This is a genomic window from Paraburkholderia sp. J67, from assembly GCF_905220265.1.
Lineage (GTDB): Bacteria > Pseudomonadota > Gammaproteobacteria > Burkholderiales > Burkholderiaceae > Paraburkholderia.
Window position 1 is genome coordinate 144,006 of sequence record NZ_CAJMZK010000017.1, and the last position, 25,991, is coordinate 169,996.

At 65.8% G+C, this 25,991-nt stretch carries 25 protein-coding genes; 6 read left to right on the forward strand and 19 right to left on the reverse strand.

The annotated features are described in order from the left end of the window. Window positions 1–37: 37 nt before the first annotated feature. From U5782_RS26650 to U5782_RS26660, 3 genes are all read right to left on the reverse strand, one after another. Window positions 38–937 carry an anti-sigma factor gene (locus U5782_RS26650; RefSeq protein ID WP_322046885.1) on the reverse strand — a complete coding sequence of 300 codons (900 nt, stop codon included), beginning with the start codon at window positions 935–937 and terminating at the stop codon, window positions 38–40. Next, window positions 934–1,452, reverse strand: a complete 519-nt coding sequence (locus U5782_RS26655) for a sigma-70 family RNA polymerase sigma factor (protein WP_415914415.1) — start codon at window positions 1,450–1,452, stop codon at window positions 934–936. Before U5782_RS26655 ends, U5782_RS26650 begins: the two co-directional genes overlap by 4 nt. A gap of 69 nt (window positions 1,453–1,521) precedes the next feature. Further along, a complete protein-coding gene (locus tag U5782_RS26660) occupies window positions 1,522–1,701 on the reverse strand; it encodes a hypothetical protein (RefSeq protein ID WP_322046887.1) in 180 nt (59 codons plus the stop codon). A gap of 778 nt (window positions 1,702–2,479) precedes the next feature. On the opposite strand from U5782_RS26660, the gene hfq reads away from it, so the two are divergent. Continuing rightward, window positions 2,480–2,974, forward strand: a complete 495-nt coding sequence (hfq, locus tag U5782_RS26665) for an RNA chaperone Hfq (RefSeq protein WP_322046888.1) — start codon at window positions 2,480–2,482, stop codon at window positions 2,972–2,974. A 170-nt stretch (window positions 2,975–3,144) separates the two neighbouring features. Next, a complete protein-coding gene (locus tag U5782_RS26670) occupies window positions 3,145–3,327 on the forward strand; it encodes a hypothetical protein (RefSeq protein ID WP_322046889.1) in 183 nt (60 codons plus the stop codon). A gap of 126 nt (window positions 3,328–3,453) precedes the next feature. Here U5782_RS26670 and U5782_RS26675 read toward each other — a convergent pair whose 3' ends face one another. From U5782_RS26675 to U5782_RS26740, 14 genes are all read right to left on the reverse strand, one after another. Next, entirely contained in the window at window positions 3,454–4,188 is a 735-nt protein-coding gene (locus tag U5782_RS26675) for a DUF2968 domain-containing protein (protein WP_322046890.1), read from the reverse strand. A 72-nt stretch (window positions 4,189–4,260) separates the two neighbouring features. Next, window positions 4,261–5,649: a sigma-54 dependent transcriptional regulator gene (locus tag U5782_RS26680; RefSeq protein ID WP_322046891.1), complete on the reverse strand. Its 1,389-nt coding sequence runs from the start codon at window positions 5,647–5,649 to the stop codon at window positions 4,261–4,263. Between the two features lie 9 nt (window positions 5,650–5,658). Beyond that, window positions 5,659–7,566 carry a pilus assembly protein TadG-related protein gene (locus tag U5782_RS26685; RefSeq protein WP_322046892.1) on the reverse strand — a complete coding sequence of 636 codons (1,908 nt, stop codon included), beginning with the start codon at window positions 7,564–7,566 and terminating at the stop codon, window positions 5,659–5,661. Between the two features lies 1 nt (window position 7,567). Next, window positions 7,568–7,963, reverse strand: coding sequence for a DUF3613 domain-containing protein (locus tag U5782_RS26690; RefSeq protein ID WP_322046893.1), 396 nt, complete (start codon window positions 7,961–7,963; stop codon window positions 7,568–7,570). A gap of 44 nt (window positions 7,964–8,007) precedes the next feature. Further along, a complete protein-coding gene (locus U5782_RS26695; protein ID WP_322046894.1) occupies window positions 8,008–8,889 on the reverse strand; it encodes a pilus assembly protein in 882 nt (293 codons plus the stop codon). 40 nt (window positions 8,890–8,929) lie between these two features. Next, window positions 8,930–9,937, reverse strand: a complete 1,008-nt coding sequence (locus tag U5782_RS26700; protein ID WP_322046895.1) for a type II secretion system F family protein — start codon at window positions 9,935–9,937, stop codon at window positions 8,930–8,932. Further along, window positions 9,934–11,055 (reverse strand): type II secretion system F family protein, encoded by a 1,122-nt coding sequence (locus U5782_RS26705; protein WP_322046896.1) that lies wholly within the window; start codon window positions 11,053–11,055, stop codon window positions 9,934–9,936. The genes U5782_RS26700 and U5782_RS26705 overlap by 4 nt, the downstream gene beginning before the upstream one ends. Then, complete coding sequence (locus tag U5782_RS26710; RefSeq protein ID WP_322046897.1) at window positions 11,048–12,388, reverse strand: CpaF family protein; 1,341 nt, start codon at window positions 12,386–12,388, stop codon at window positions 11,048–11,050. The genes U5782_RS26705 and U5782_RS26710 overlap by 8 nt, the downstream gene beginning before the upstream one ends. 3 nt (window positions 12,389–12,391) lie before the next feature. Next, window positions 12,392–13,630 carry a fimbrial protein gene (locus tag U5782_RS26715; RefSeq protein ID WP_322046898.1) on the reverse strand — a complete coding sequence of 413 codons (1,239 nt, stop codon included), beginning with the start codon at window positions 13,628–13,630 and terminating at the stop codon, window positions 12,392–12,394. 72 nt (window positions 13,631–13,702) lie between these two features. After that, entirely contained in the window at window positions 13,703–15,118 is a 1,416-nt protein-coding gene (locus U5782_RS26720; RefSeq protein ID WP_322046899.1) for a type II and III secretion system protein family protein, read from the reverse strand. Between the two features lie 56 nt (window positions 15,119–15,174). Next, complete coding sequence (gene cpaB, locus U5782_RS26725) at window positions 15,175–16,110, reverse strand: Flp pilus assembly protein CpaB (RefSeq protein WP_322046900.1); 936 nt, start codon at window positions 16,108–16,110, stop codon at window positions 15,175–15,177. Window positions 16,111–16,189: 79 nt separating this feature from the next. After that, window positions 16,190–16,696, reverse strand: a complete 507-nt coding sequence (locus U5782_RS26730) for a TadE/TadG family type IV pilus assembly protein (RefSeq protein WP_322046901.1) — start codon at window positions 16,694–16,696, stop codon at window positions 16,190–16,192. Further along, window positions 16,693–17,193: a prepilin peptidase gene (locus U5782_RS26735; protein WP_322046902.1), complete on the reverse strand. Its 501-nt coding sequence runs from the start codon at window positions 17,191–17,193 to the stop codon at window positions 16,693–16,695. Before U5782_RS26735 ends, U5782_RS26730 begins: the two co-directional genes overlap by 4 nt. A 148-nt stretch (window positions 17,194–17,341) precedes the next feature. Further along, window positions 17,342–17,515, reverse strand: coding sequence for a Flp family type IVb pilin (locus U5782_RS26740; protein WP_322046919.1), 174 nt, complete (start codon window positions 17,513–17,515; stop codon window positions 17,342–17,344). Window positions 17,516–18,245: 730 nt separating this feature from the next. Here U5782_RS26740 and U5782_RS26745 point away from each other — a divergent pair. From U5782_RS26745 to U5782_RS26760, 4 genes are all read left to right on the forward strand, one after another. Beyond that, on the forward strand, window positions 18,246–19,892 hold the full coding sequence (locus U5782_RS26745) for a collagen-like triple helix repeat-containing protein (RefSeq protein ID WP_322046903.1): 1,647 nt from the start codon (window positions 18,246–18,248) through the stop codon (window positions 19,890–19,892). Between the two features lie 64 nt (window positions 19,893–19,956). Then, complete coding sequence (locus tag U5782_RS26750; protein ID WP_322046904.1) at window positions 19,957–21,477, forward strand: collagen-like triple helix repeat-containing protein; 1,521 nt, start codon at window positions 19,957–19,959, stop codon at window positions 21,475–21,477. Between the two features lie 239 nt (window positions 21,478–21,716). Further along, a complete protein-coding gene (locus tag U5782_RS26755) occupies window positions 21,717–23,438 on the forward strand; it encodes a ShlB/FhaC/HecB family hemolysin secretion/activation protein (RefSeq protein WP_415914411.1) in 1,722 nt (573 codons plus the stop codon). Window positions 23,439–23,654: 216 nt separating this feature from the next. Beyond that, window positions 23,655–24,140, forward strand: coding sequence for a DUF2147 domain-containing protein (locus U5782_RS26760; protein WP_322046905.1), 486 nt, complete (start codon window positions 23,655–23,657; stop codon window positions 24,138–24,140). A 98-nt stretch (window positions 24,141–24,238) separates the two neighbouring features. Here the strand turns inward: U5782_RS26760 and U5782_RS26765 are convergent, their stop codons facing one another. Both U5782_RS26765 and zapE read right to left on the reverse strand, forming a co-directional pair. After that, window positions 24,239–24,694, reverse strand: a complete 456-nt coding sequence (locus U5782_RS26765) for a transposase (protein WP_322046906.1) — start codon at window positions 24,692–24,694, stop codon at window positions 24,239–24,241. 129 nt (window positions 24,695–24,823) lie between these two features. Continuing rightward, window positions 24,824–25,921, reverse strand: coding sequence for a cell division protein ZapE (gene zapE / locus U5782_RS26770; RefSeq protein WP_322046907.1), 1,098 nt, complete (start codon window positions 25,919–25,921; stop codon window positions 24,824–24,826). Window positions 25,922–25,991: the final 70 nt, after the last annotated feature.

Here is a 25,991-nt window from a genome sequence, read left to right on the forward strand (position 1 = left end):
ACGAGGCGAGCGTGGGGAATGCGGGAGGCGTGCGTCATCACCACTGCGCCGAGGTGCCGCCGAGCGCGCCGCACACCTCATAGGCGATATTGCGCAGACGCCCCTCCGAATCCGGCCCCGAGAGTGCGTAGCCCATGCGGTCAGTGCTCCAGTAGAAGGTGCGGCGGCTGCCGTCGCGCAGCAGATGCACGGCGTCGCGCTCGCGACCCGACGCGCTCACGTAGAGCGTCAGGCGCTCGCCCACGTCGTTCTGGTACATGAACTGCGCCGCCGGCCCCGTCGCGCCCGGCAGCAGCCGGCCGCCCACGAGCGTATAGCCGTATTCGCCAAGCGGCGGAATCGACAGCGGCCGGCCGAGTCGTTTCGAGAGCCACGCCACGAGATGCGCCTCGTCGGCGGCGCCGACTTCCACGGGATGACGCACCTCCGGCGAATAGACCGCGTAGGCAACATCGGCGCGGCGGGCGAAGTTTGCCCCTTCGTTGTCCCCTGCGTTGGCCCCTTCACTCGCCACAACCGCGCTGGCGTGGCCCGCGAGCTGCGGTGCCCATTGCGGCAATAGCGAGGCCGCCGCTGTGGCGAAGCCCGCGCCCGCGACCGCCCATGCCGCCGCCACGCCCACGCGCTGCCACCACGGATCACGACGACGCAGCACCACCCACGCGGGTGACTCGCCCTCGCCTGCCTTGTCGCCCGCGCGGCTGAGCGCCTGGAGCGCGGCTTTCTGCGCACGCCAGGCGCGCACGCGCTGTGCGGCCAGCGCGTCGCTGTCCAGCCGCGCCTGCATCGCCGCGTGCGTCCCGGGCGGCAACTCGCCGTCCACGAAGGCGCCGAGCGCGACGAGATCGGCCAGATCCGCATCGGGCACGGCCGAAGGCACGGCTGCCGATGCTGGATGCGCTGCGGCGCGCTCACGTTCGAGATCGTCGTCGTTCATCGCATCGTCCCCACTGTCTTGTCCCCGACCTTGCCCACGACCCTGAGCGGCGCGCCATGCCGTACCGGGTCCTGCGCGGGATCCCTGTCGAGCAGCGCGCGCAGATGCTCGCGCGCGCGCGACAGCCGCGACATCACGGTGCCCGCGGGCACGCCGAGCACCGCCGATGCCTCCTGATAACTGAGTTCCTCCACGCAGACCAGCAGCAACACTTCACGCTGCGCCGCCGGCAACTGATAGAGCGCGCGCTGGAGATCGCGCAGCACGAGTCCATCGACCTCGCCCTGCGGCGCTTCCAGCGCGCGCCACGGCGCGCTTTCGTCGTCCACGGCGATTTCACGACGCCCGCGCAGCTGGTCGATATAGATGTTGCGCAGAATCGTCAGCAGCCATGCGCGCAGATTGCTGTCGGGCCGAAACGAGGACGCACGCGAGAGCGCGCGCTCGGCGGCGTCCTGGACGAGGTCGTCGGCCCAGGCGGCGTCGCCCGTGAGCGTGCGCGCATAGCGGCGCATGCGTGCAAGTTGAGCGACCACCTGCGCTTCGAATTCCGGGGACGGACGGCCGAACACGATGCGCGCCGCTCAGTAGCCGCCGCCTGAGGAACCGCCTGACGACCCGCCTGAGCTGCCAGACGAACTGCTCGACGAGCCACCGCCCGAATTCATGTCGCTACACGCCGCCAGACCCGCGCCGGACACCGCGATCAATGCTGTCAACGCGAGGCTGAGGAAATACGCAAGAACACTGCGAGTACGCTTCATGATGACGATCTCCCGTCCGGGTGCGCGCGCCGCTGCGCGATGCCAGAGAACCACGCAGCGTCGGCATGAATGCCTGGGATAGCGAATTGCCGTTTCAGCCGAGGCGGTGCGAAGCGCACGCATCGACATGTTTGTAAAACGGGACGAGCCGCGGGCTTATTCCCGGCGCGCGTGATCGGCGAGAAGATTTTTTTTCGGCGTCGCAGTCAGGCACGTGCGACGCCGCACGGTGGATCGGCGCGTGAGCCGGCACTATTTGCGCTAATGACGTGACCGGTGCGGCGGCGGGTTGGGAGGGAAACAGGTAACAAACTGCAACAGGCGCGCGGGACACGCGAGCACGAAAACGCGGGATTGGCGTGTAGCATCGGCCTGTCATGTGACGGGAATCCGGCGTAAATCCAGAGGGAATTCGTCGCGCATTCATTCTCGTCATGCACTACGCTGTTGAACGTACGGGTCGCATCTGCGTCCAACTGTCACAGATCGTGCCCCGCTTTCGTGTATTGTTTCGACATTGTGCCGACTGCGCGAATCTCGCGCGCCATCTGCGCAATTGCGGAATTGATGCACGTTCGCATGGCCATCTTCGACTCGTCATGCACGGGGACGCAACGCTGCACACCCGCCGGCAAACTGCCGGGCCGGCCGCGAGCCGGTATAGTTCTACAGTAAAGTATGTCCACGCACGCGCGCTTGGCCGGCACAAGGTAGAATCCCGGCCAGCAAACGTTTCCAATTGAATTGCGGCATTGAGCCGCCCGGCCAGAATTCGTCCATGCCTTCCGCAGAATCGCACCCGCAAAACGACTTCATGAACGCCGCGCGCAAAGAGCGCAAGCGCGTTGAAATCTATCTGGTCAATGGCATTCGCCTGACCGGATGCATCGAGTCGTTCGATCAGTACCTGGTGATGCTGCGCACGCCTGTCGGCCTGCAAGGCATCTACAAACGCGCCATCTCCACCATTCAGCTCGACACCGGCACACGTCCGGGTCCGCGCACGCCGCGCCCCTCGCACGGCGAGCACACCAGCCGCGGCCCGCATGGCAATCACGGCGGCCACGGCCCGCGTGAACCCCGCGAGCCGCGTGAGTCCCGCGAACCACGCGAACCCCGTGAGCCGCGCGAATCGTGGTCGTCGCCTTCGTCCTCGTCGCCTTCGTCCGAACGCTCGGGTCAGGACGGCCCGGTCGTCGTCACGCGCCGCCGCCGTCTCTATGGCGCGGTGAACAACGGCGGCAACGGCCAGGACGGCTCGAACAACAGCTAAGCGGTTCGCGTCAGCGGCATCTTCATGCCGCGACGCCGTCCACACACGATGCGCGCCTCCCGCGCGCATCGCCGTTTTCGTGCGCGGCTTCGCGTGCAAATCGTCTTGCGTTCAAGCTTCGCGCCTTTGCGTTATCCTGATTGCGACCGTCTTCGCATCGGGAGAACGCCATGAGCGCATCCAAGCCGAAATCCCCGCCGCCCTCACAGGAAGACCCGCTCGACGAAGCGCTCGAGGAAACCTTCCCCGCCAGCGATCCGATCGCGATCGATCCGCGCCCCGCGCCTCCCCCAGCCAAACACAAAGACGACGCGAAGAAGGGGCACGATACCCATCGTCACGGCAAGCACTAAGCCACACCCGAGCCACGCCCGCCGCAGAAATGACAAAAGGCGGCACGTCATCGACGCCCGCCTTTTTCATTCGTCCCATCGCCCCGGCTTGCGCCAGCACGACGGGGCTTGCCGTCTGCCCAGGTCTCAATGGACCGGCAGACCGCCTTCCACTTGACGCTGCAGTTCGCGCACCTGGCGCTGCACCGTGCGCAACTGGTCCTGCGCCGCCGACTTCTCGACCTGCAGCGCGTTGGCCTGATCGAGCGTCTGCTTCTGCTGGCTGGCGACGATCGCCTGCTGCTGGCGTGCGACCGTCAGGTCGGCCTGCAAGCGGTTGGCGTGATCCTGTGTGAGCGCGATCATGCGGGTCGTGAACGCCTTCTGCGCTTCCAGGCGCGTGCGGCGAATCTCGACGTCCGAAAGCTGGATCGTCTTCGTCACGAAGTCGCGATAGATCAGTTCGGCACGCGTCTCGTCGCTGGTCTTGATGACGCGCCAGAACGTCTTGTTCTGGAACAGCGCCACGTAATAGGTCATCTCCTTGCCGTAGAACAGCAAGCTCGCGCCATAGGTGCCGTTGTAGGTCGTGCGCAGCTCATTGAGCTCCGAACCGCGGATCATCTGCTGCAACTCGGCCACGTTACCGGCGGCGTTCTGTTGCGCTTCTTCCGGTGTCAGCGCCGCGGACGTGCCCGGCAGCGGCTGCGCGCCCGAGGCCTGCGCCTGCTGCACGGATGCGCCCGAATCCTGCGTGGTACCTTGAGCCGCCGCGTTCGCCGCTGCGCTATCGGGCAGCGGTTGTGCGCAGCCGGACTCGACACCCCCGATCAACAAAAGCGCGGCCAACGCAACTTGTCGAACTCTCCACTTGTAGTCCATGAAGTCCCTGTTTCGAACAGTTCTATTTTTACGATTTTACAAATCGGCACAATTTACAAATCGGCACAATTATTACTCACTTTCGCCGGTTGCGGGTTCCTCGTCGAAAATTTGGTACTTCCGTATCTTTTCCCACAACACTTTTCGGCTAATTCCAAGGAATTGGGCCGTATCTTTGCGACGCCAACCGTTTGCGTCGAGCGCAGAGAGCAAACGGCTACGTTCGGCCATGTCCCATTTGCTGCGGTCCACGAGCGGTGCTGCGGGCTCCACCACTGCCGGCTGCGCGCCCCCCGCGCCGGCCAGCAAACGGCGCAACCGCGTGGCATCCCAGCTCCCCATCATGCGCACGGTGACCCCCACCCGTTCGGCCAGGTTGCGCAGCTCGCGCACGTTGCCCGGAAAGCGCATCGCCGCCACCGAGTCGGCCAGCCAGTACGGCAGCTCGGTCAGCGCCTCCAGCCGCTCCTCGCCCACCACGGTCGACACGAAGGCCTTGAAGAGCGCGATCTTGTCGACCGCCCCGCGTTCTTCCAGAGACGGCACCGTCAACTCGATCACCGCAAGCCGGTAGTAAAGATCGGCGCGAAAGTTGCCCTCTTTCACGTACTGCGGCAGATGCCGGTTGGTCGCCGCCACCAGCCGGAAGTCCACCTTTAGCGGCGTGGACGAGCCGATACGCGTGACCGAGCCGTCCTCCAGCACGCGTAGCAGCTTGACCTGCTGATAGAGCGGCAAGTCGCCGATTTCGTCGAGAAACAGCGTGCCGCCGTCGGCCTGCTCGAAGTAGCCCTTGTGCGCGACCGCCGCGCCCGTAAACGACCCCTTCGCGTGGCCGAAGAACAACGATTCGAACAGGCCATCGGGAATCGCGCCGCAGTTGACCGCGACGAAGGGTCCCGTGCTGTAGCGGGCATTCTTGCGATGCAGGAGTTCGGCGATGCGCTCCTTGCCGGTGCCGGTCTCGCCATGCACGAGCACGCTGGTGTCGCAGTCGGCGAAGGTGTCGACTTCCTTCATCAGCGCGCGCATGGAATCGGACTCGGCCACCAGCACGTCGGCGCCCGCCGTCTGCGCGGAATGCGCGCGCAACTGGACCACGAGCTTCGAGACGAGCCCGCGCAGCTCGGCGCAGGTGAAGTCGAGCGGCAGGATGTGCGAGTACTCGGCGGGATAGCTGGCCGGATCGTTGTCGCGCGGCGCGGCCCCGACCCAGATCACCGGCATGCCGTGGGTGGCCTGCCAGTCGCGCAGCACGAGCGCGCCGGTGTCGATCACGCTTACGCTGACCACCGCGATCGACGCGCGCGCGGCGATGCGCTGCGGCGAGATGGCGGTGTCGTCGGCCCGGATCACCTCGACGTCGAGACTCGCCATGCAGCGCACGACGCGCTCGATGATGTCGGCTTTGCCTTCCCAGACGTAGAGGTCGAGTTCCTCGATAGCGGTGGTGGTTCGCATCGTGTTTTCTTATTGGACGAGTGTTGCGACGCCGCAGGCAAGCGGGTAGTCGGTCACGGTAGCGACGCCGATCTGGACGCCGAGCAGTTGCAGCAAGGGACCGAGCAAAACGGTGTCGAGCGCGCTGAGCAAGGGGGCGAGCACGGTGGAGACAAGCCCGGTCAGGGCGGGTATGACCGTGGTGTCGAGCACGCCGCCCACGACGGCAAGCACGAGATTGACTGCGACATCGGTGATGCCCGACTGGGACTTGAACACGAGGCCGTTAGGACCCTCCGTCAATTGACCCAGTTGCGTGAGCAGCGATTGCAGCGTGTTGGTCAACACCGCGCCGATCTGGTTGGAATTGACCGAATTGCCCGCGAGCGCATTGCCGTTGCCATCGAACATCAGCGTGCTGCTGCTCGCGTTGACCACGGGCACGTCGATAGCCGGCGCCGTGATCGAAGCGACCGTCACGCCCAGGATCGACACGCTCGCCACGGCCCAACGCGCATCGGTGCTGGTGCAACTGAAGGCGCTACTGCTGCTGAGGGTATTGCCAGTGATGCCCGAGGGCGCCGTGCCGACACACACATTGGCGACACCGGTCCTCACCCCGATCGTCTGCGTGCTGGACGCTAGCGTCGCCGCGCATTGCGCGGACTGCAACCACGCGCTGCCCTGCGCGACCACGACATAGAACGGCAACTGGATGTTCAGGCCGATCACACTTCCGAGCAGGGGAATTTGCTGCGTCGAGACGCCGATATTCACCCCGAGCACGATCTGCGCGGTCGTCGCCTGGGTCCGCCATGTCGACGTTCCCGCGATGAGACCGGGCTCGCCGACGGCGAGCGAAGGCGGCGAGATGACTTGCAGCGTCAGCCCCAGACTCGCGGGCAACAAGCCACTCAACCCGCTCAGGCTCACGTTGAGCGCCACGGGCGATTGGCCCGCCGCGGCAATCTCCGCGCCCGCTATCAGCATTTGCAGCACGTTCACCTGCGCGTCGGCCGCATATTGCGCGTTGGCCACGCCCAGTTGCAGGAGTGCCTGGGTACTGCTGGTGAGCGACGCCAGCTTGATGGTATTTTGCGAGCCCTGCGGTACGAGCGCGGCTATGGCCTTGAGTGCACCCTGCGCTGCCGACACATCGGCGGTCAGCGCGCCGTCTTTCTGCACCGCATTGAGCAGCACGTTGGCGAGGCTATAAGTTCCGCCCGTCAGCGAAGTCTGGGCCGCCAACAGCCCGTCGTATGTGCCCACCTGGGTCGCCACAGCGGCAAGATCGGAAATCTTGACGTTGGCGTTGGCGATGCCGTTCCACGACACTGCGTCGAGCGTCACCGAGGTGCCCCCCAGCAACGAACTCAGCAGCCCGTTGAGCAGATTCACCTGGGCAAGCGAGGTGCCCACCTGGAAACTGCCGATCACCGAGGCCTTGGCGGTGGCGGTCGTGGTGATCGGGTGTTTGGGTCCCAGGAAAAAGTACGGCACGAGAGTCGACACAGTCACCGCGGCACCGTTGAGCGGCGACGTGGGATTCGTGGTCACGAAGCTCATTACGCCCGTGCTGCTCGAGTCCCAGCGCCCGCACTGCACGGTGAGCGTGCTGGTCGAGCCGTCGGCGGTGAAACCATTACTCGCGGCGTTGGCCAGCGCGGTGATTCGCGGCTGCACGCACTGGTCGTCCATCTGCTGCACGGCGGCGAGCGCCGCGAGGTCGGCGACGTTCTGCAGCGAGCGTTTGGCCAGATAAAGATTCGCGACGTCCAGCACGCCCAGCGCCGCCACGGCCAGGAAAATCGCGAAGACGGCCACCATCGCGATCGAGCCGCGCTGGCGACGTGCAGCGCTTCGCGCATGCCGCCGCCGCAGGCGCTCACGCGCCGCCGCAACGTCCGGATGAGCCAACAGGCGAGAATGCAAGGACATCTCAGTACCCGCCACCACCCGACGAGCCCGACCCACCACCGCCCTGACCGCTGCCGGCCTGAATCGTCGAGCCGAAGCTGGCCGGAATCGCCGTGTCGAACGACTTCATGTAGCGCTGCCAGGCGTAACCCGCTTCCGCACCGAGCATCGGCAATTCGGGGGCCGCCTGGGCGTTGCTGCGCTGAAGCTCGAGCCAGGCCTGGGTCGAATGGCCGATTTCGGTGTTCGGTACGGCGCTTTCCTGCGTCTGCGTCTGCGTCTGCGTCTGCGTCTGCGTCTGCGTCTGCGCCTGCACCGCAGGCATCGTCACGAGCGCACCGGCCAGCACCACCGCCACAAACCCCGCCTTGCGCAGCCGCGTGGCGAAGCACGTATTCTCAATGTGTTTGGTTTTCATCGTCTCTCCCCGTATGGCGCGTCAGTTCAATCCCACGCCCTTTGTCATTGCGCGAAGCGTTCCACCAGACGCGGCTGCACGTCGCTGCCAGGCCAGCCGCCCTGGGCGCTCGCCAGCGCGCGCGGCGCGGGCATCGCGGCGACCTTCGCGACACGCTTTGCTTCCTGCTCCATTGTTTCGCGCTGCTGAGCGACTTCGCGCGCGCGCTGCACGTCGCGCACCTTTTGCGCATCGCTCATGACCGCCGCACGCGCGTTGGCCGGCAAACCTTGCTGCGCCATCATGGCCTGCGCGTCGGCGTCGTTGCCGCTCGCCTCGAACAGCAGCGCCACGTTTGCGACGATCTTCGCGTTACGCGAGTCCAGTTCGAGCGCCTTGAGCAGCGGCACGCGCGCGTGCGCCACGTCACCATCGCGCAGCAGCGCATAGCCGAGATCGGACAAGGTCGTCGCATCGGTCGGCTCTAGCCGCGATGCCTGATCCAGTTCCTGCGCCGCCTTGTGGAAGTCGCCGGCCGCACCCGCGAGCAGTCCGAGCCCGCGATGACCGCGCGCCGCCAGCGGCGTGTCGAGCAACTGCGCATAGGCTGCCGCACTCGCACTGTCCTGAGCGGTCAGACGCAGCGCATCCGCACGCAATACGATCGAATCGGGCGTCTTGCCGTACTGGCGCTCGAACGCATCGATGTGCGCGAGCGAAGCGTAGTAAAGGCCTTCGGACTGCATGCGCGAAATCAGGCCGAGATACATACCCGGCGTGTCCGGCGCGGCGTCCTTGCTGGTGGCCGCGCGCATTTGCATCTCGGCCTGCGCCTGGGCGCCCACCCCGTATCCTTGCTGGGTGCCACAGGCAGCGAGTGCGGCCGCGAGACCTGCGCAGACCGCGAACGAGCGCGCGCGGCGCAGGACGACAGTGACATTCTTCATGGTGTTTCCGGCCGTATTCATGGCGTTCCGACGTAGGGCCTCAATGATGAATCTGCGAAAGCGAGTGCATCACGGCGATGATGCCGGGCCCCGCGGTGACGATCAGCAGCGCCGGCAGCAATGTCACCACCATCACCCCGGTCATGCGCACCGTGAGCTTGCCGATGCGCTCGCGCAGCGTCGCGCGGCGCACTTCGCGCAGCCGGTCGCCGAACTGTTTGAGCGGCTCCTGGACGGCGCCGCCGTGTTTGTCGACCTGCACGAGCAGGCGAATCACGGCGCGCAGATCCTCGTTCTCGTAGATCGTCGACATGCGTTGCAGCGACTGCTCGCGCGTACGCCCGGTCACGAACTGGCGTTGTGCGATCTCCATTTCGCCCGCGAGCACCGGCAGCACGAGACGGAATTCGTTGATCAAGACCTGCAGGCTCTGATCGAGCGACAGCCCGACGCCTTGCAGCAGGCGCAACAGATCGACGAGCATCGGCAATTCGTCGGCCACGGATTCAAGACGCGCGCGCGCGCGTCGTCCCACGACGATCTTCGGCAGGAAGAAGCCGGCCAGCAGGCCAACGCCACCGAAAACGAGCGGTTTCGAGCCGTGGGCAAGCGCATACCAGCTGGCCAGCGCAGCGATCAGGAACGCACTCGCGAGGCGGGCGAGACAATAGAATCCGCGCGCACGCGAGTTGACGTAACCGCATTGATCGAGCAGACGCCGATCTTCATCGGCGACGATCATCTTGCCCAAGGGGGTATCGATCCAGCGCACGCCGCGCGCGCCGAGCGCGTCGGCGATCGCTTGCCATCCTGTACGCTTGCGCGTGCCCGCAAGCGCATCGGCATTCGCGCTGGTGCCTTTCGCCTGCGACGGCGCGCCGCCGGGCGTTGCGGTCTGGACCTGCGCCGCCGCGCGCGCCATCGCGTGTTCGAGCGTGCGCGTACTCTTGCGCGCGATGACGATGCGCTGACACGCCAACGCCGCGAGCAATGCGATACCGAGTGCCGCGAGCAACAAGGCGAGCGCACCCATGCCGTGCGGGCTCATATGCCCCCCTTGAGCCGCGTGAGGCGATGCAGCAGATACGAACCCGCCACTTGCAGGCCGAACGCCACGTAGACGAGCTTGCGCCCCGACCCGTCGTTCCACATCGAACCGAAATACGCCGGATTCGTCAGGATGAGAAAGCCGGCAATGCCGATCGGCAACAACGCGAGCACCCATGCAGAGAGGCGCGTTTCCGCCGACATGGCCGTCAATTCCCGCTGGGCCTGTTCGAGATCGCGCATGAACGTGGCCATGCGTTCGAGCATCACGTCGGCGCGGCCCCCGTAACGCACGGACAGGCGCAGCACCGCGCCCACGAGTTCGAGTTCGTTCGCGCGATAGACCTGCGCCACCTGATGCAACGCGCGATCGATTTCGACACCCGCGCGCAGCATGCGCGAAACGTGATCGAGACAGTCACGCAGCGGCGCCTCGGTGGTCACCAACGCGGCCTGGAAGGCGGCGGGCACGCTGTTGCCGAGGACGATCAGCCGAACGATGCCGTCGAGGAAGGACGGCAGTTGCGTGACAAGCCGCGCGCGACGCCGCTGCATGCGCATCGACAGTGCGAAAGCCACGCATGCTGTCACCGCCGCCAGCATCGCCACGGCCGCGGGTGCGCCGCCGAGCAGCAATGCCCACAAGACCAGCGCGAAAGTCACGAAGCCGATGAAGGCAAGCGGCTTGCGGGCATCGACGATGCCGGCGCGGCTCAAGGTGTGCGCAAACGCGAGCGCCACGCGCATGCGCCAGCGCTGGATGGTCGAATCCGGCGCAGACGATGCAGACGACGACTTGCCCGCGCCCGTCGCCGCCGCGCCGCCGCGCGCGGCCGCATTGCCGCCCGCGTTGCCGCCCGTGTAAGCCGCGCGCAGCGTATCGGCCTTCGATACGCCACCCTGCCCGCCCACCCCGCCTGCGCCCGCGAAACCACCCGCGCCCAGTACGCCAACCCCGGCGCCCACCGCAGCGCCCTGGCTTGCGGCCGCCACGCGGCTGTCGACGAAGCGGGTCACGCGCTCGCGCGACGTGCGTTGCTGCGCGCGCTGCCAGAGCATCAGCCCGGCGCCCGCGCACAACAACGCGAGCGCCGCAGCGAGCGCGATCAGGCTAGACATTGAATCCTCCGTCACGCCCGCCGCCAAAGCCGAAGTTCGACGACGCCGACACCGCCTGGCGGAAGCGCGCCAGTTTGGGCGAATGCGGATGGATGCCGAGCGAATCCCAGCGGTCGACTTCCTCGCCATCGGGCGTCGTGGTCGGCTCGTAGCGATACAGCTCCTGGGTGGCGATGATGTTATCGGCCAGCCCGGTTACTTCGGTAACCGAAAGAATCCGGCGCCGGCCGTTAGAGAGTCGCCCGATCTGCACGATGAAGTCGATGGCGTTGGCGATCTGGCGGCGCAGGCTGCTTTCCGTGCCCTGGAATCCCGCGAAGCCCGCCAGCATTTCAAGGCGATACAGGCACTCGCGCGGCGACGAAGCGTGCACCGTCGCCATCGAGCCGTCGTGGCCCGTGTTCATCGCCTGCAGCATTTCGAGCACTTCGCCGCCGCGCACTTCGCCCACGATGATGCGATCCGGGCGCATGCGCAGCGTGTTGCGCAGCAAGTCGCGAATCGACACCACACCTACCCCGTCGAAGCCGCCCGGGCGGCTTTCCAGCCGCACCACATGCGGGTGATTGAGCGAGAGTTCGGCGGTATCCTCGATCGTCACCACGCGCTCGACGTCGGGGATGTAGAAGGCCAGCGCGTTGAGCAGCGAGGTCTTGCCCGAGCTCGTGCCGCCCGACACCAGAATATTGCAGCGGGCCTGCACGGCCGCTTCGAACAGCGCGCCGATCTCGGTGCCGAACGTGCCGTTGCTCACCAGGTCGTCGGGACGCAGCGGATCCTTGCGGAACTTGCGGATGGAGACGATCGGTCCCGCCAGCGACAGCGGCTCGATCACCACATTGATACGGCCGCCGTCGGGCAGGCGCGCATCGACCATCGGATTCGATTCGTCCAGACGCCGGCCGATGGGCGCGAGTATGCGCCGCACGATACGCAGCAAATGCGCGTTGTCGGAGAAGCGCACCTGGATCTTCGAGAGGATGCCGTGCCGCGACACATACACGTCGCTATAGCCGTTGATGAGAATGTCCTCGACGGCGGGATCGGCGAGCAGATCCTCGATGGGCCCGAAGCCCGCGAGTTCCTTGGTGAGCGCCTCGGCAATCGCGCGCACCTCGCTTTCGTTGATCGGAATGTGGCGCAGCCGCACGAAGCTGTCCATTTCCAGGTCGACGAACTGGTTGATCGCGTGACGCGACCAGCGGCCGAATTCGGCGCCCAGTTCTTCGATGCGCGTGAGCAGATGCTCATGCGCGGCATTCTTGATGTCCTGGAACTGTTGGCTATGCGCGAACTGCGGCGCGTCGTTGGCAAACTCGATGTTATCCGCCATGGTCTACGAACGCTTGGATGAGTGAGGGAAAAGACCGCGCAGCGGACGTCGCAGCGCGTCGAGCTTGTTAGGCGCGCGCGAACGCATGCCGTCGAGTTGCGCCGCCAGCGCTTCGAGCGCGCGCACATAGGGGTCGCGCGGCGCGCTGTCGGCCAGCAATTGACCGCGATTCGCGGCCTGGCAGAGCGCGACGCGCCGCGCGGGCAGCGCACCGGCGAGCTCGATGCCCAGGCGCTCGGCAATCTGCGCCGCGCTCAGATCGATCTCGGCCTCGTACTGGCTGATGACAAGACGCAGATGATCGTTCTCGACGCCGGCGTCGCGCAGCATTTCGAGCTGACGCGAGGCCGCGACGATCGAGGCAACGCTCTGATCGCACACCAGCCAGACCTGGTCGGCGGCCTGCGTGACGGCGGACACGAATTCGGTGTTGGTGAAGCCGCCCAGATCGACGAGTTGCTGATCGAAAAATGCGCGCAGACGCGTGAGCAGCGCCACGGCCGACTGATAGGACACTTCGCGCAAGGCGGCGAGGTCGGTGGGCAGCGTGGTGAGCGCAAGACCGCTCTCGTGGCGCGCGAGCGCCGTGTGCACGAAGGTCTGATCGAAGCGGTTCAGATTGCGCACGGCATCGACAAAACTGAAACCATTGCCCGCATTTAGCAGCAGCGCGCCGTCGCCCGCCGGCAGGCCGAGATCGAGCAACGCGGCGTGCCGGTTGACGGGCGCGCCTTTGCGCGCGAGCAACGCACCGAGGCTTGCGGCGAGCGTCGTCACGCCCATGCCCGCACGCGCGCCGATCAGCACGGTGAGGCGGCCATGACGGCTGACGGGTTCCACACGGTTTTCGAGCACCTGGCGCACGATCCGTAAGGCATCCTCACCGTCGCCTGCCACGTCGACGAAATCCCGCACGCCGGCACGCAGCGCGGACAATGCGCTCTCCGGCTCGGCGAGGGTGCCGAGCGCGATGACTTGCAGGCCCGGAAACGCCGCCTGCGCGGAGGCCGCCACGGCGCTCGCGGCGGCGCCGCGTCCCTGCGAAAAGTCGACCAGCAGCAGCGAGGGCATGTGCTGCGAAATGCGCTGCGCGACGAGGGCCGGGTCGAGTGCAACGGACTCGACCTTGCCTGCCGAAAAGAGCGTCTGCGCCAGCCAGCGCGCGTGCGTGTCGTTCGCCGAGGCGAACACGAACGAGTCCGCCACGGTGCGATCAGTCATCGAGTGCACTCTCGCATTCATCACTGCCTCCGTCCCATGCATCGCTGTCGACGGGAGTTGGCGCTATGGCACATTCTCCCGCCACCCTACGTTTCACGGCGAAAAACCCGGCACCGACTCGCGCGCCGCCGCGCCGCCGATGAACGAGCGCCACACCGGCGCATTACGCTGCTCGGCCAGCTCGCCTGGCGTCGTCGGCAGCTTGGCGTCCTTCGCAAGCGGCGACACCAGATGCGGCGTGACCACGATCACCAGTTCCTTGTCGTTCTGCTGGTAGTTCAACTGCTTGAAGAAGGCGCCGATCACGGGCAGATCGCCCAGCAGCGGCACCTTGTTCACGTTCGACGCCGTCTCGCGATCGATCAGGCCGCCAATCACGAAGCTTTCGCCATCGCCCAGCTCGACGGTCGTTTCGGTACGCCGGGTCGTGATCGCCGGCACCGATACGCCGCTGATCGTCACCGCGTTCGAATAGTCGAGCTGACTTGCCTCGGGGGCCACCTTCAGCGCGATGCGCTGCGGCGAGAGCACGGTGGGCGTGAGTGACAGCCCAATGCCATAGGGCTTGTATTCGATCGCGGTCGAGCCGAGCGCCTGCGGCACCGGCACCGGGATCTCGCCACCGGCCAGGAAGCTCGCGCTCTGGCCGGAGAGCGCGACAAGCGTCGGTTCGGCCAGCACGCGCGCCAGGTTGTTCGTCTCCATCAAGCTCAGGTCGGCGAACAGACCATGCGTCGCCGACGAGAACACCAGGTTGAAGGCTGATGCGATCGGCACGCCGGCCGTCACCGATGAACCCGACGAGCCCGTGCTCGACGAGGTGATCGACGTCGGCGTGAACGAGCCGAACGAGAAGCCGTTGTTCTGGCGGAAGAAGTTGAAACCGATCTCCTTCAGTACGGTGCGGCTGAATTCCACCACGCGCACATCGACCTGCACGACGGAGCGCGTCGCGATCGTCGAATTGTCGAGCACGTTCGGATCGCCACCGCCCGCGTCCTTGCCGTCCTTGCCGTCCTTGCCGCCCTTACCGCTCGCCGCCACCGACCCTTCGGCCGCCGCCACTGCGCGCTGATGCTGCTCCATCGTCGCAGCGCTTCCCGTGATGATCGCCGTGCCACCCAGCACTTTCACGTCAGGCGTGCCCGCGCCAAGCAGCGCGCGCGCCGCATTGGTCGTCACGTTGACGGTGAAGGTACGTTGCACGCCGCTCTCCCATAGCATCACATTGGTTGTGCCCGCACCTTTACCGACGAGCAGCAGGCCCCCGCGCCGGTCTCCGCGCACGACCAGCACGTCCGCCACCGACGGGTCGCCGACGGCCACGCGCGTGAGCGCACCCGTCACCGGCAAGGTACGCTGCTCGCCCACCGCGATATCGACACTCGACGGCAACTGTTCGAGAGCGGCGGCGCCCGGCGCCGCCCTTGCGGGCAAGGTGGCAAGCCCGAGACCGCCGGCGCAGGCGGACGCGGTAAGCGCCACGGCGAAAATCCTCGTAATCGTCATCGTGTTCCTGCTTCTTTTGTCTGCGGCCGTGTCATGCGCGGCGCGCTTTTTTGAGCTTACCAGGCGACCGTTTCGGCTCGCCCACCCCGTATCACTTCGAGTCCGCCGCGCGCGGGTGCGCCCGCCTGACGCGGCGCGGCCTGTGTCACCACCACCGGCTTGGGCGCACTGCCGCCCGCAAGCTGGTCGAGCGCAATACCCGCTGCCGCGCGCGTCGCGCCATCGGGCGTGGCCTTCGACACCACCTTGAGCACGCCGGGCTGCGGGCCGAATGCGGCCGGATCCACCTGATCGTCGTCGGTCGGATTGCGCAGCGCGAGAATCAGTTGTCCCTGGCTTTGCGCCAGCGAAAGCTGATCGACCTGGGTGACCGGCACTGCAATCACAGCCGTGCGCGGCACGGCATTCTGAGTGCCGAAATTGCTGGTGCGCTGCCCGCCCGCAGACGCGTCGTCGGGTTGCGCGCCGAACACGAGCACGCGAGCCTTCGCGATCAGCAGGCGCGCCTGGGTGCGGCCGACCTCCCCGCCCACACCGCTTCCGTCGCGGCGCAGGGTAAAGAACACGTCCACGTAATTGCCCGCACGCAACTGATTGCCGACCGCGTTGGTTTCGTCCACGCGCACGGCCACCGCGCGCTCGCCCGCGGCGAGGCTGGCTGCGAGGCTCGACGAGAGTTGTTGATCGAGCACGGGCGTATCGGCGGCGATATCGGCGAGCGGCACACGGCCGGCCACCAGCGCGCTATCGCTCACCGAGCCGATCGGGTGGATCGGCAGCGGCTGAACACGCAGCGCATCGGCGGGAATCGGCTGGCCAGCCTGCAGCGTGCGCGTCGCCACCACGACAGGCGTGAGGGCCTGGGTGGTGGTGACGGGCTGCGCGATGGGCTGCGGCTCAGGCGCGCGGCGCGCGAGCATGACCGCGAACAGCCCGAGCATGAGCGCGGCAGCAATCAGGAGTCCTGCAGCAATTTTTGTCAGATTGGCCATCAACGAGGATTCCGGATGCGAACAGGTTGTGCGCCATGCCAATAGCGCGGTGAACGAATGGCCATGTCGGGTGCCGGTCTCATAAGATATTCGCCGGGTCGATCTGCACGGTGGCATTGCCGACCAACGAATTCGGCGAAATCAGCCCCATCAGCGGTAACGGCGGCACGAGTGGATTGCTGCTCCACGGATAAGACAACGAGATCTGCACACAGTCCATCGCCGTGTTGCTGGCGCAGCCCGCAGGCGCGGTGCTGATGGTTTGCGAGCAGGTCGGCGCCTTCGCGAGCCAGCTCACGACCGCCAGCGCGCGCGTACAGGCTGCGTTGGCACGACTCGTGAGCGCCGCGCCCGCGTTCGCTGCGTTCTGATAGACCAGCGCCGCACGCGCACCTTCGGCGGCCGCCGAGGTCATGCTGTGTTGCACGAGGAAAATCATGCTGTACATCACGATCCCATAGAGGATCGCGAAAAAGAGCGGAAAAGCGAGCGCAAATTCGATTGCCGCCGCGCCGCGCTGGCGAGACCGTCTGCAATCCGAAGCGTGCGTGTTTCGCGCATGAGCTTTGAATGCACGCGATTTCATTGCATGCCTCCGGGCATCATCTGGAAAACGAGCCACGCGAGCGCGGGCACCGTAAGGCATGCGGCGTACGGTGTGCCGCGCCGTGCACCTACGGTGTCGTCTTGCGAGCGACGCCCCGTGACGGCACGCGAGCGTGTGCGCAATACGAAGAGCACGACGATCGCATGCACGCACGCCACCAGACTCGCGACGATCCACAACCCGAGCAGCGCTTGCAGCCCGCACCACGCACCCAGCACCGCGAAGACCTTGACGTCCGCCGCCCCCATCACGCCGAGCACGAAGAACGGCATGAGCGCGGCGAGACCCACCGCGGCTGCGGCCAGCGCGTGGAGAATGCCGAGATGCGCAGGCCCCGCATGCATGAACGATGCGGCCAGCGCAGCGCAAAGGCCCGCGCCCACAAGCAGGTTCGGCACGCGTCGCGAGCGGCAATCGCAGACAGCAACGGCCACCGCCCACGCGGCAAACGTGAGGCTGGAGAACAATGAGATCATCGCGGACAGGCGTGCAGCAACATCACACGCACCGAATCAACGGCGCACGCGAACGCAACTGCTACGTTTAACTGAATGATTAGGCGCAACCGTCAAAGGCGATCGCGCCGCGCGTCATTGATGCGGATTCAGCGCCCGTTGACGATAATCACGGCACCGTCCCAATCTGACTGCTGATATAGAAGAAAACCTCGTTCAGCTTGGTTCCCAGACCGCTCACAGTCGCAGCGATGACGACGGCAATGAGCCCCGCGATGAGCCCGTATTCGAGCGCGGTTACCCCGTCTTCCGACTTCCAGAAATGCATTGCCAGCTTTTTCATTTCGGCCCTCTCTCTCTTTTTTCGCGCTCTCACGCTGATGTGCATCGGCGCCTGCGTATGCTTTTTGATTTGCACCGATACATTCGGTCCACGGACTCATGACAGTCCGCCAACATCGCTGGCCGAATCGTAAGACTTCCCCTCGGACGTGCTCACGTGCGGCTCTGTTTTTTGTTCTTTTGTGCCAACTGCGTTTTTTATAGCGTAACCCAAATCGTTACGCAATCGTTCGTTACGCAACGGACAGGCCGTAACATCATTATCGGCATAGTCGTTTTTGCGCTGACTCGGGACAAACCATTACACAGTTATTCAGGACTCGCAAACCATTTTTTAGGCAAACGTTTTTACGCATAAAGGCGCTCGAACACCGGTAGAACACGATCCGGCGCGCGCTTCGAGGCCATTCAGCGCACACGCAATTTCCCAATTCGCATAAACGTTCGCGCCGTTACCCCCAATGGACGTAACACGGCGCGCGCCACGTTACGTGACGTAACGCCCCCCTCGTTGTTACCCCCTCGCTTTTGCACTCGCCATTCGTTTGACGAAACGAACCGGCAAAGGCTTGCCACGCCTTGATTAGACGAAAGCCTCCACGCGAGAAACAGGCTCATTTTCAAGCGTGATTTCGAATTGGCACAGCTGTTGCAGTGTAGGTGGCGCAGGTCTGACAAACCGAGCACACAACACATAGACAACACACACCATACGAGACCGAGGGCACACCATGAACCACCCGCGCATTGCACACGCTGCACGACTCACAGCCATTGCAGCCACGATCGCCACCCTGCTTTCCCTGAGCGCCTGCGGCGGTTCGGGTTCGCTCAGCAGCGGCACCGGCAGCAGCGGCGCGCTGCAAACGAGCGGCGGCACGAGCGGTACGAGCGGCAGCACCGACGGCAGCGGCAGCGGTAGCGGCGGCGGCACGACGACCGGTGACAACGGCAGCGGCTCCGGCAACACGTCGACGAGCGACTCGGGCAGCGGCAATGGCAGCGGCTCGGGTGGCACCACCACCACCGGCGATAGCGGCAGCGGCTCCGGCACTAGCGACGGCAGTGGCAGCGGCAGCGGCAGTGGCTCGACCACCGGCGACAACGGTAGCGGCAGTGGCAATGGAAGCGGAAGTGGCAGCGGCAGCGGTTCCGCCGTCGCAGCCAACGCCGTGGGTCAGGTGGTGAATGCGGCAAGCAACGTCGTCAGCGCCGCCGGTTCGACGGTGACGGGCCTTGGCAGCACGATCGCCTCGCAATCGCTGCCTGGCGTGAGCTCGAGCACGACGCAAGCCGCGGGCGGCGTCGTCGAAAACGTGGGCGCCGCGGTGTCGACGCTTGGCAGCGGCCTCGCGCAAGGCCTCGGTCAGCTCGGCTCGAGCAGCAATCCCGTCGGCACGACGCTCACGAGCACGGGCGGTGTCGTGAGCGACGCCGGCAAGGCCGTCACCAGCGCCGGCCAGCTCGTGACGAGCCTCGGCAGCGGTCCGCTCGCGCCGCTCGCCGCCGTCACGACGCCGGTGGGCACGGCGGTCAGCACGCTCGGCACCGCCGTCACGAACGCAGGCAGCACGCTCACGAGCGCGCTCTCGCAAGGTCCGGTGCAACAGGTCACACAAACGCTTAGCTCGGCCATCACGCCGATCACCTCGGTCGTCGCTTCCACGACGCAGACGGTCGGCACGGCCACCGGTCTTGGCGCACCGGTCGCCGGTCTGCTGCAAACGCTCGGCGGCGGCCTCCAGAAGGGCGGCGCGCTGGTCGCACAAAGCGGCGGATCGAACCCCGTTACGACGGGTGTGGGCACGCTCGTCGCCGACACGGGCAAGACGGTCGCCACGGCCGGCACGCTGCTGACGGGCGGTAGCTCGAGCGGCAGCAGCAATCCGCTCTCGCCGGTCACGGGTCTTTTGAGCAGCGTCACGGGCGGCCTGACCGGCGGCTCGACGGGTAGCACGGGCGGCGGCGCGGCAATCGGTATTGGCGCGGGTGTCGGTGTTGCCGCGACCTCGGGCGGCAGCAATCCGCTCGCACCGGTCACCGCAGCCCTCACCACGGCGACCTCGGCGCTCACCTCCGCCACCGGCGGCAGCAGCGGCGCGCTCGCACCGGTCGCGGGTCTCGTTTCCGGTGTCGTCGGCGCAGTGACGACGACAGTCAACAGCGTGGGTACGGCAGGCGGCTCGATCGTCGCGGGCGCGGGTGTCGTCGCCGGCGCGAAGACCACCAGCACGTCCAGTTCGTCGAGCAGCACCTCGAGCGCCACGCCGGGCCTTTCTCTCGCATCCCTGACGGGCGGCACCTCGGGCAGCAGCACGACTGGCCCGCTCGCCGGCCTCACCTCGCTCGTGGGCGGCCTGCTCGGCGCCAAGAAATAAGCGACCGGGTTCCCCTTTCAAAACACATCGTTCAAGCGTCCCCAATCGATCAGGAGACAGCCTCATGTCCAGCCGTTTCAACGTGATTCAAGCGGCGCACCGCGCCAGCGAACCGACGAACGACCGCGCCGCCGCACTCGTGCGCACCTTGCGCCTCACCGCCCTCGCCGCGGCCGTCGCCTGTAGCGTGGCGGCGTGCGGCGGCAGCAGCTACACCCCGCCCTCGGCGTCGACGGGCTCGGGCGGCAGCACCGGCACCACAGGCACCACCAGCACGACGGGCGGCGATACCACCGGCTCGACTTCGGGCAGCGGCGGCTCGGGCTCGAACACGGGCGGCGGCAGCACCAGCACGACGACGGGCACCTCCGGCGTCGTCACCTCGGTCGCCAAGACCACCAGCGATCTGGGCAATGCAATCGGCTCCACCACCCTGCCCGGCGGCGTCAGCTCGCAGGTCACCTCGGGCCTCGGCAGCACGGTGTCGAGCACGGGCACGGTGGCCGGAGCACTCGCCGACGCAGTCTCGAACGGCCTTGGCCAGACCGGCTCGACCGCCAATCCGGTCGGCACGACTGTCGCGGGTCTCGGCAATGTCGTGAGCGCCACGAGCGGCGTGGTCCAGGGCGTCGCCACCACGGTCAACGGTCTTGGCAGCGGGCCGCTTGCGCCGCTCGCGCCGGTCACCACGCCGGTTGCCACCGCGCTCGACACAACGGCCAACACCGTCAACGCGGCCGGTCAGATGCTCGGCAACGCGCTCTCGTCGGCGCCGGTGCAGCAGATCACGCAACCGCTCAGCACGGCGATCACGCCGATCGTCACCACCGCCGGCCTCATCACGCAGCAGGTGGGTACGTCGACGGGTCTCGCCACGCCGGTCTCGGGCCTGCTCGCGCAAGTGGGCGGCGCGTTGCAGACGGCGGGCTCGAAGGTCGCCTCGACGGCGGGAAGCTCGACGGCGAGCGGCGCGCTCGGCCCGCTCTCGCCGGTGGGCGCGGACGTCGGCACGCTGGTCAGCGCGCTCGGCAACACGGTCACCAATGCGGGCGGCCTCGTGAATCCGAACGGCGCCAATGGCGCCGCGCCGATTCCCGGTCTGATCACGAGTCTCGTGGGCGGCAGCACGGCGCTCGTCGCCAACGGCCCGCCGACCGGCGCCGCGGCCAACGGCGTGCTCGGCCCGCTCAATGCGGTGGTCGCGAGCCTCGGCCTCGGCAGCTCGCCGCTCGCGAGCGTGACGGGCCTGACCGGCACGACGGGCGGCACGAGCGCCCTCACGAGCGGTTTGTCGGGCGTGCCGATCGTCGGCGGCCTGCTTACGGGCGTGGTCTCGACGGCGACGTCGGCCGCAGGGTCGACATCGGGCGGCTCGTCGGGCGCGACTTCGGCGGTCACGGGCCCGCTCGCCTCGCTCACGGGCAGCGGCAGCGGCGCGGGGGCGTTGCTGCAACCGGTCACGGTGATCGTCGGCACGGTCACGGGCGCGCTTGGCGCGACCACGGGCAGCACGAGTTCAAGCAGTTCTGGCAGCACGAGTACATCGGGGGGACTACTGAGCGGCTTGCTGCACAAGCTGCCGTAGCGCGCGCAACCATCATCGGGCAACATGGGCGCTGCGTGGCGCGGCGTCTTGAGAGGGACGCAGCGCCGCGACTGACCCAGGCAGGATAGGGACAGGTAGTACGGAGTACGCAGGAATAAAAAACACAGGCAATCAGGGAGCCACAGATAGATCGCCGCAAAGGCGACAAAAAGAGGCGGCGCGCACCGGATGGTTCAGGGAACCGGTGTGCGTCGTCCGACAAGTCCGAGGGCAGTCCGATGAAAGGCGCAGTCGCAGAATGGGCCGTGCTCGCCGCGTTGGGGGTGATGGCGGGCAGCGGCTTGACGGGGGTGGCAGTAGCACAACAGAACAGGCCGGCGTCGGGCGGGAATCCAGCAGCTGGAAACCCGCTCGACGCACTGCCTCAGATTAACGCGCCGCAGAAGGCGCCCAACGTGACGGTCCAGGTGCAGCAGCAGACGCCTCAGCTGCAGCAGCTACTCGCCACGCATATCACGCCGACCACATTCAAGGTCGAGGGCGTGAAATCGATTCCGTTCGACGAGGTCGCGAAGCATTTCACGCCGCTCGCGAATCACGACATCACCATCGGCCAACTCATCGAGACGGCCAACGAGGTGACGAAGCTTTATCAAGAGCGCGGCTATGCGCTCTCGTTCGCGTTCGTGCCCGCGCAGGATTTCGCGGGCGGCGTGGTGCGCATCACGGTCGTCGAAGGCTTTGTGAGCGACGTGAAGATCACGGGCAAGCCCGGCAAGCTCGAAGACAAGATGCGCGCCATCGCAGCGCATATCGTCGAAGACCGGCCGCTGCGCACCGCCACGTTCCAGCGCTATATCAATGTGCTCGGCTTGCTGCCGGGGCTCAAGGTGAAGGCAAATGTGGCGCCGCCGACCAACACCGATGGCGCGACCACGCTGGAACTGGACGCCACGCAAAAGCCCTTCGATATCAGCACCGGGATCGATTTCAATCACCCCGGCGTGCAAGGGCTGCTCACGCTCACCGAAAACGGACTCACGCCGTTCGGCGAGCAGTTGAGCGTGTCGGCGCTCTTGCCCAAGGGCCGCGACAACGTCACGTATCTCGCGGCGCATGTGGCGGTGCCGATCGCAAGCGACGGTCTCACCGCGAAGCTCGACGCCTCGCATTACCGCGGCAATCCCACCGACAACCCGGGTCTGCCGAGCTACGTCGAACGTACCGTGATCAGCGACAAGATCACCGGCTCGATGTCGTATCCGCTGCTGCTGAGCAATACGCGCAGCGTGGTGGGTACCGCGAGCGCCTACGCAACGCACGATGAGGATCGCTATCACAACACCATCAATGGGCTGCAATATGGCTTGCGCTCGCAGGTGCGCGTGATCCAGTTGCAGGCCGATTACACCGACGTGCAGACCGGCCAGGTGCGCAAGGCGAGCATTGCGGTAGCGAAGGCGTTCAATGTGCTCGGCGCATCGAAATCGGCCGATACGAATATTGCCGGCCTCACACTGCAAAATCCGGTATCGCTGAATTTCGTGCGCACCAATGCGTCGTTCTCGCAGACCAACGACTGGCCGATGGGCTTCGGCACCGCAGTCGCCGTGATTGGTCAATACAGCCCGGTCACGCTGCCTACCTCGGAACAGATCTCGTTCGGCGCGCAGCGTTTCGCGGCGGGTTACGAGCCGGGCGAGGCGTCGGGCGATTCGGGCTGGGCCTACTCGCTCGAACTCAACCGGCCGCTCAAGGTCGGCAAAGTGTGGCTGCAAACGCTCACGCCCTATGTGTCGTTCGACATGGCGCGGGTCTATCTGCATGCAGGCACGCCCTCGCCTTCACGGCTTTCTTCGGCGTCGATCGGCTTCAGGTTGTCGGACGGGCGCTATTACAGCCTCGATCTGTCCGTGGCGAAGGCGCTGGCCGATGCGCCGGTCGAAAGCGCATCGCGCAGCCCGCGCTTCAATGCGACGTTCTCATATCAGCTGAATTAAGCGCGCAGTTGCATGAGCGAGTCGGTGGGCATGCGTCGTGCGCGGCGCACATCATGCCCGCCGACTAGAGTTTCTCCTCGCAAACGCGGGCGGCGCTTTCGCGTATCCTGCCCTGACCGCCGTGCGCGCTGGCCGCCCCTGCGCCATTGAGCGTGACTCAACGCGCGGCGGTTCATCACACATACATAAACATCAGTGATCAGTGGAGGAAGACACATGAAACCATTCAACCGCCCCGCCGCCTCGTTCGCCGCGCGCGCCGTGCGCCAGTTTGCGCTCGCCGGCGCGCTGCTCGGCGCCGTCGTGGCCGCGCAGGCCCAGACGAATTCTCCCGTCGGCGTGTGGCAGACCATTGACGATCACACGGGCCAGCCCAAGGCGCTCGTGCAGATCAGCGACGACGGCAGCGGCGCGCTCGTCGGCAAGGTCATCAAGGGGCTCGGCGCGAACGACCAGCCCGATCGCCGCTGCACGGCCTGCACGGACTCCCGCAAGGATCAGCTGATTCTTGGCATGACCATCATCGACAGCATGAAGAAGGCCGGCGACGAATGGGATGGCGGCAACATCATCGACCCCGAAAACGGCAAGATCTATCGTTGCAAGATGCACACCGAAGACGGTGGCCAGAAGCTGGTCGTACGCGGTTATCTCGGCATTTCGCTGCTGGGCCGCTCGCAGACCTGGGTGCGTCAGCAATAACGCTGTGCCCGACCCTGAATGGGTCAACACGACGAGGCCGCCTTGTTGCAAGGCGGCCTCGTTTCATTTCTAGCGGGAACTAATGCGATCGATGCAGCTTATGCGGTATGCCGATACACCGAGCGATAGCCCAGCATCGGCGGCACGCCCTGCGCGACAGCGGGACTGAACGGCGAATTGCGCGGTGCGCTGGGCAGGCCTTCCTGTACGCGCGCGGCGGCTTTTTCAGCACGGCTCAGATGCTTGCGCATGCGCGACTCGATGGTGTCGCACAGCGCGACGCCCTCTTCGCCAAACAACTCGGCCATCAGATGCTTGAGCACGCCTTCCTCGTGCCACGCCTTGAAGCGGCGATGGCAGGTCTGGTACGAAGGGTAACGGCGCGGCATGGCTGACCAGGTGGCGCCGCTATACATGACCCACAGGACGCCGTTGAGCACCGAACGGGTATTGGCCAGCGGGCGGCCGCGCATTTCCGAGCGCGGACGCAACTCGGGCAGCAGCGGCATGACGCGCTGCCATTCTTCCTCGGTAATATCGCGATGCGGGGTCATGGTCTACTCCTTTGTCAGAACCAGTCCTGACTAAAGATATCGACTTGACCCGGCGGCCCCTATCAGACGAGTCCGAATCTTGAAAAAGCGATTCGGGGTCTATTTTTGATGAAAGACGCTGCGCTGCTTTCAGGTGAGCGACGTATCGACGATGCGGCGCGGCGTCTCCAGATATTCTTTCGACTGCATTTCGACGATACGCGACACCGTGCGCGTGAATTCGTTGGCCATCGGCCCTTCAGGATAGAGATCCTCAGGCGGCACCGCCGCTGACATCAGCAGCTTGACCTTGTGGTCGTAGAACACGTCGATGAGCCAGGTGAAGCGGCGCGCTTCGGAGGCCATGCGCGGTGTCATCTGCGGCACGTCGGAGAGAATCACCGCATGGAATCGGCTCGCCAGCTCCAGATAGTCGTTCTGCGAGCGCGGGCCGCCGCACAACGTGGCGAAGTCGAACCACACCACGCCATCGGCGCGGCGCAGCGCTTTCAGTTCGCGCTTCTCGATGTGCAGGATCGGGCTTTCGTCGGGCACCGCGGCGAGTTGCGCGAAGGAGTGGCGCAGCGCCTTGTCCGACGCCGCACCCAGCGGCGTGTGGTAGACCTCGACCTGTGCGAGCGTGCGCTGGCGATAATCGACACCCGCGTCAACGTTCAGGACATCCAACTTTTCCTTGATGAGCTCGATCGCGGGCAGCATGCGGTCGCGATGCAAACCATCGGGATACAGCGTATCGGGCGCGTAGTTGGAGGTCATCACGAACTGCACGCCGTTGTCGAACAGACGGTCGAGCAGACGATAGAGAATCATGGCGTCCGCGATATCGGACACGTGGAATTCGTCGAAGCAGATCAGGCGATAGCGCTTCGCGATACGGCGCGCGAGTTCGTCGAGCGGATCGGCCTGGCCCTTCAGTTCTTCGAGTTCGCGATGCACTTCGCGCATGAACTCGTGGAAATGCAGACGCGTCTTGCGCTGCACCGGCACGACCGCATAGAAGCTGTCCATCAGGAAGCTCTTGCCGCGCCCGACGCCCCCCCACATGTACACGCCACGCGGCAGGTCGGGACGATTGATGAGCTTCCAGAACGCGTTCGAGCGACGCGATTTGTATTCGACCCACTCGTCGTAGCACCGCTGCAGTCGATCGATCGCAACGCGTTGCGCCGTATCGGGCTTGTAACCCCGTTTCTGCAGTTCTGATTCGTAGTATTCGGTGACGTTCATTTCGTGGGCCACAAATGAGGAAAGGCGGAGCGGGTTTGAACCCGTCCGCCTCTGTACGTGATGCACGGTA

What these genes read in the sequence shown, in the direction of transcription:
- U5782_RS26690 (WP_322046893.1), bottom strand. Translation starts at nt 7,963, where the DNA reads ATGAAAACCAAACACATTGAGAATACGTGCTTCGCCACGCGGCTGCGC.
- U5782_RS26680 (WP_322046891.1), bottom strand. Translation starts at nt 5,649, where the DNA reads ATGCGAACCACCACCGCTATCGAGGAACTCGACCTCTACGTCTGGGAA.
- zapE (WP_322046907.1), bottom strand. Translation starts at nt 25,921, where the DNA reads ATGAACGTCACCGAATACTACGAATCAGAACTGCAGAAACGGGGTTAC.
- U5782_RS26730 (WP_322046901.1), bottom strand. Translation starts at nt 16,696, where the DNA reads ATGAAATCGCGTGCATTCAAAGCTCATGCGCGAAACACGCACGCTTCG.
- U5782_RS26675 (WP_322046890.1), bottom strand. Translation starts at nt 4,188, where the DNA reads ATGGACTACAAGTGGAGAGTTCGACAAGTTGCGTTGGCCGCGCTTTTG.
- U5782_RS26705 (WP_322046896.1), bottom strand. Translation starts at nt 11,055, where the DNA reads ATGTCTAGCCTGATCGCGCTCGCTGCGGCGCTCGCGTTGTTGTGCGCG.
- U5782_RS26750 (WP_322046904.1), top strand. Translation starts at nt 19,957, where the DNA reads ATGTCCAGCCGTTTCAACGTGATTCAAGCGGCGCACCGCGCCAGCGAA.
- U5782_RS26670 (WP_322046889.1), top strand. Translation starts at nt 3,145, where the DNA reads ATGAGCGCATCCAAGCCGAAATCCCCGCCGCCCTCACAGGAAGACCCG.
- U5782_RS26710 (WP_322046897.1), bottom strand. Translation starts at nt 12,388, where the DNA reads ATGGCGGATAACATCGAGTTTGCCAACGACGCGCCGCAGTTCGCGCAT.
- U5782_RS26765 (WP_322046906.1), bottom strand. Translation starts at nt 24,694, where the DNA reads ATGACCCCGCATCGCGATATTACCGAGGAAGAATGGCAGCGCGTCATG.
- U5782_RS26740 (WP_322046919.1), bottom strand. Translation starts at nt 17,515, where the DNA reads ATGAAAAAGCTGGCAATGCATTTCTGGAAGTCGGAAGACGGGGTAACC.
- U5782_RS26720 (WP_322046899.1), bottom strand. Translation starts at nt 15,118, where the DNA reads ATGACGATTACGAGGATTTTCGCCGTGGCGCTTACCGCGTCCGCCTGC.
- U5782_RS26735 (WP_322046902.1), bottom strand. Translation starts at nt 17,193, where the DNA reads ATGATCTCATTGTTCTCCAGCCTCACGTTTGCCGCGTGGGCGGTGGCC.
- cpaB (WP_322046900.1), bottom strand. Translation starts at nt 16,110, where the DNA reads ATGGCCAATCTGACAAAAATTGCTGCAGGACTCCTGATTGCTGCCGCG.
- hfq (WP_322046888.1), top strand. Translation starts at nt 2,480, where the DNA reads ATGCCTTCCGCAGAATCGCACCCGCAAAACGACTTCATGAACGCCGCG.
- U5782_RS26755 (WP_415914411.1), top strand. Translation starts at nt 21,717, where the DNA reads ATGAAAGGCGCAGTCGCAGAATGGGCCGTGCTCGCCGCGTTGGGGGTG.
- U5782_RS26685 (WP_322046892.1), bottom strand. Translation starts at nt 7,566, where the DNA reads ATGTCCTTGCATTCTCGCCTGTTGGCTCATCCGGACGTTGCGGCGGCG.
- U5782_RS26655 (WP_415914415.1), bottom strand. Translation starts at nt 1,452, where the DNA reads ATGCGCCGCTATGCGCGCACGCTCACGGGCGACGCCGCCTGGGCCGAC.
- U5782_RS26715 (WP_322046898.1), bottom strand. Translation starts at nt 13,630, where the DNA reads ATGAATGCGAGAGTGCACTCGATGACTGATCGCACCGTGGCGGACTCG.
- U5782_RS26660 (WP_322046887.1), bottom strand. Translation starts at nt 1,701, where the DNA reads ATGAAGCGTACTCGCAGTGTTCTTGCGTATTTCCTCAGCCTCGCGTTG.
- U5782_RS26695 (WP_322046894.1), bottom strand. Translation starts at nt 8,889, where the DNA reads ATGAAGAATGTCACTGTCGTCCTGCGCCGCGCGCGCTCGTTCGCGGTC.
- U5782_RS26760 (WP_322046905.1), top strand. Translation starts at nt 23,655, where the DNA reads ATGAAACCATTCAACCGCCCCGCCGCCTCGTTCGCCGCGCGCGCCGTG.
- U5782_RS26650 (WP_322046885.1), bottom strand. Translation starts at nt 937, where the DNA reads ATGAACGACGACGATCTCGAACGTGAGCGCGCCGCAGCGCATCCAGCA.
- U5782_RS26700 (WP_322046895.1), bottom strand. Translation starts at nt 9,937, where the DNA reads ATGAGCCCGCACGGCATGGGTGCGCTCGCCTTGTTGCTCGCGGCACTC.
- U5782_RS26745 (WP_322046903.1), top strand. Translation starts at nt 18,246, where the DNA reads ATGAACCACCCGCGCATTGCACACGCTGCACGACTCACAGCCATTGCA.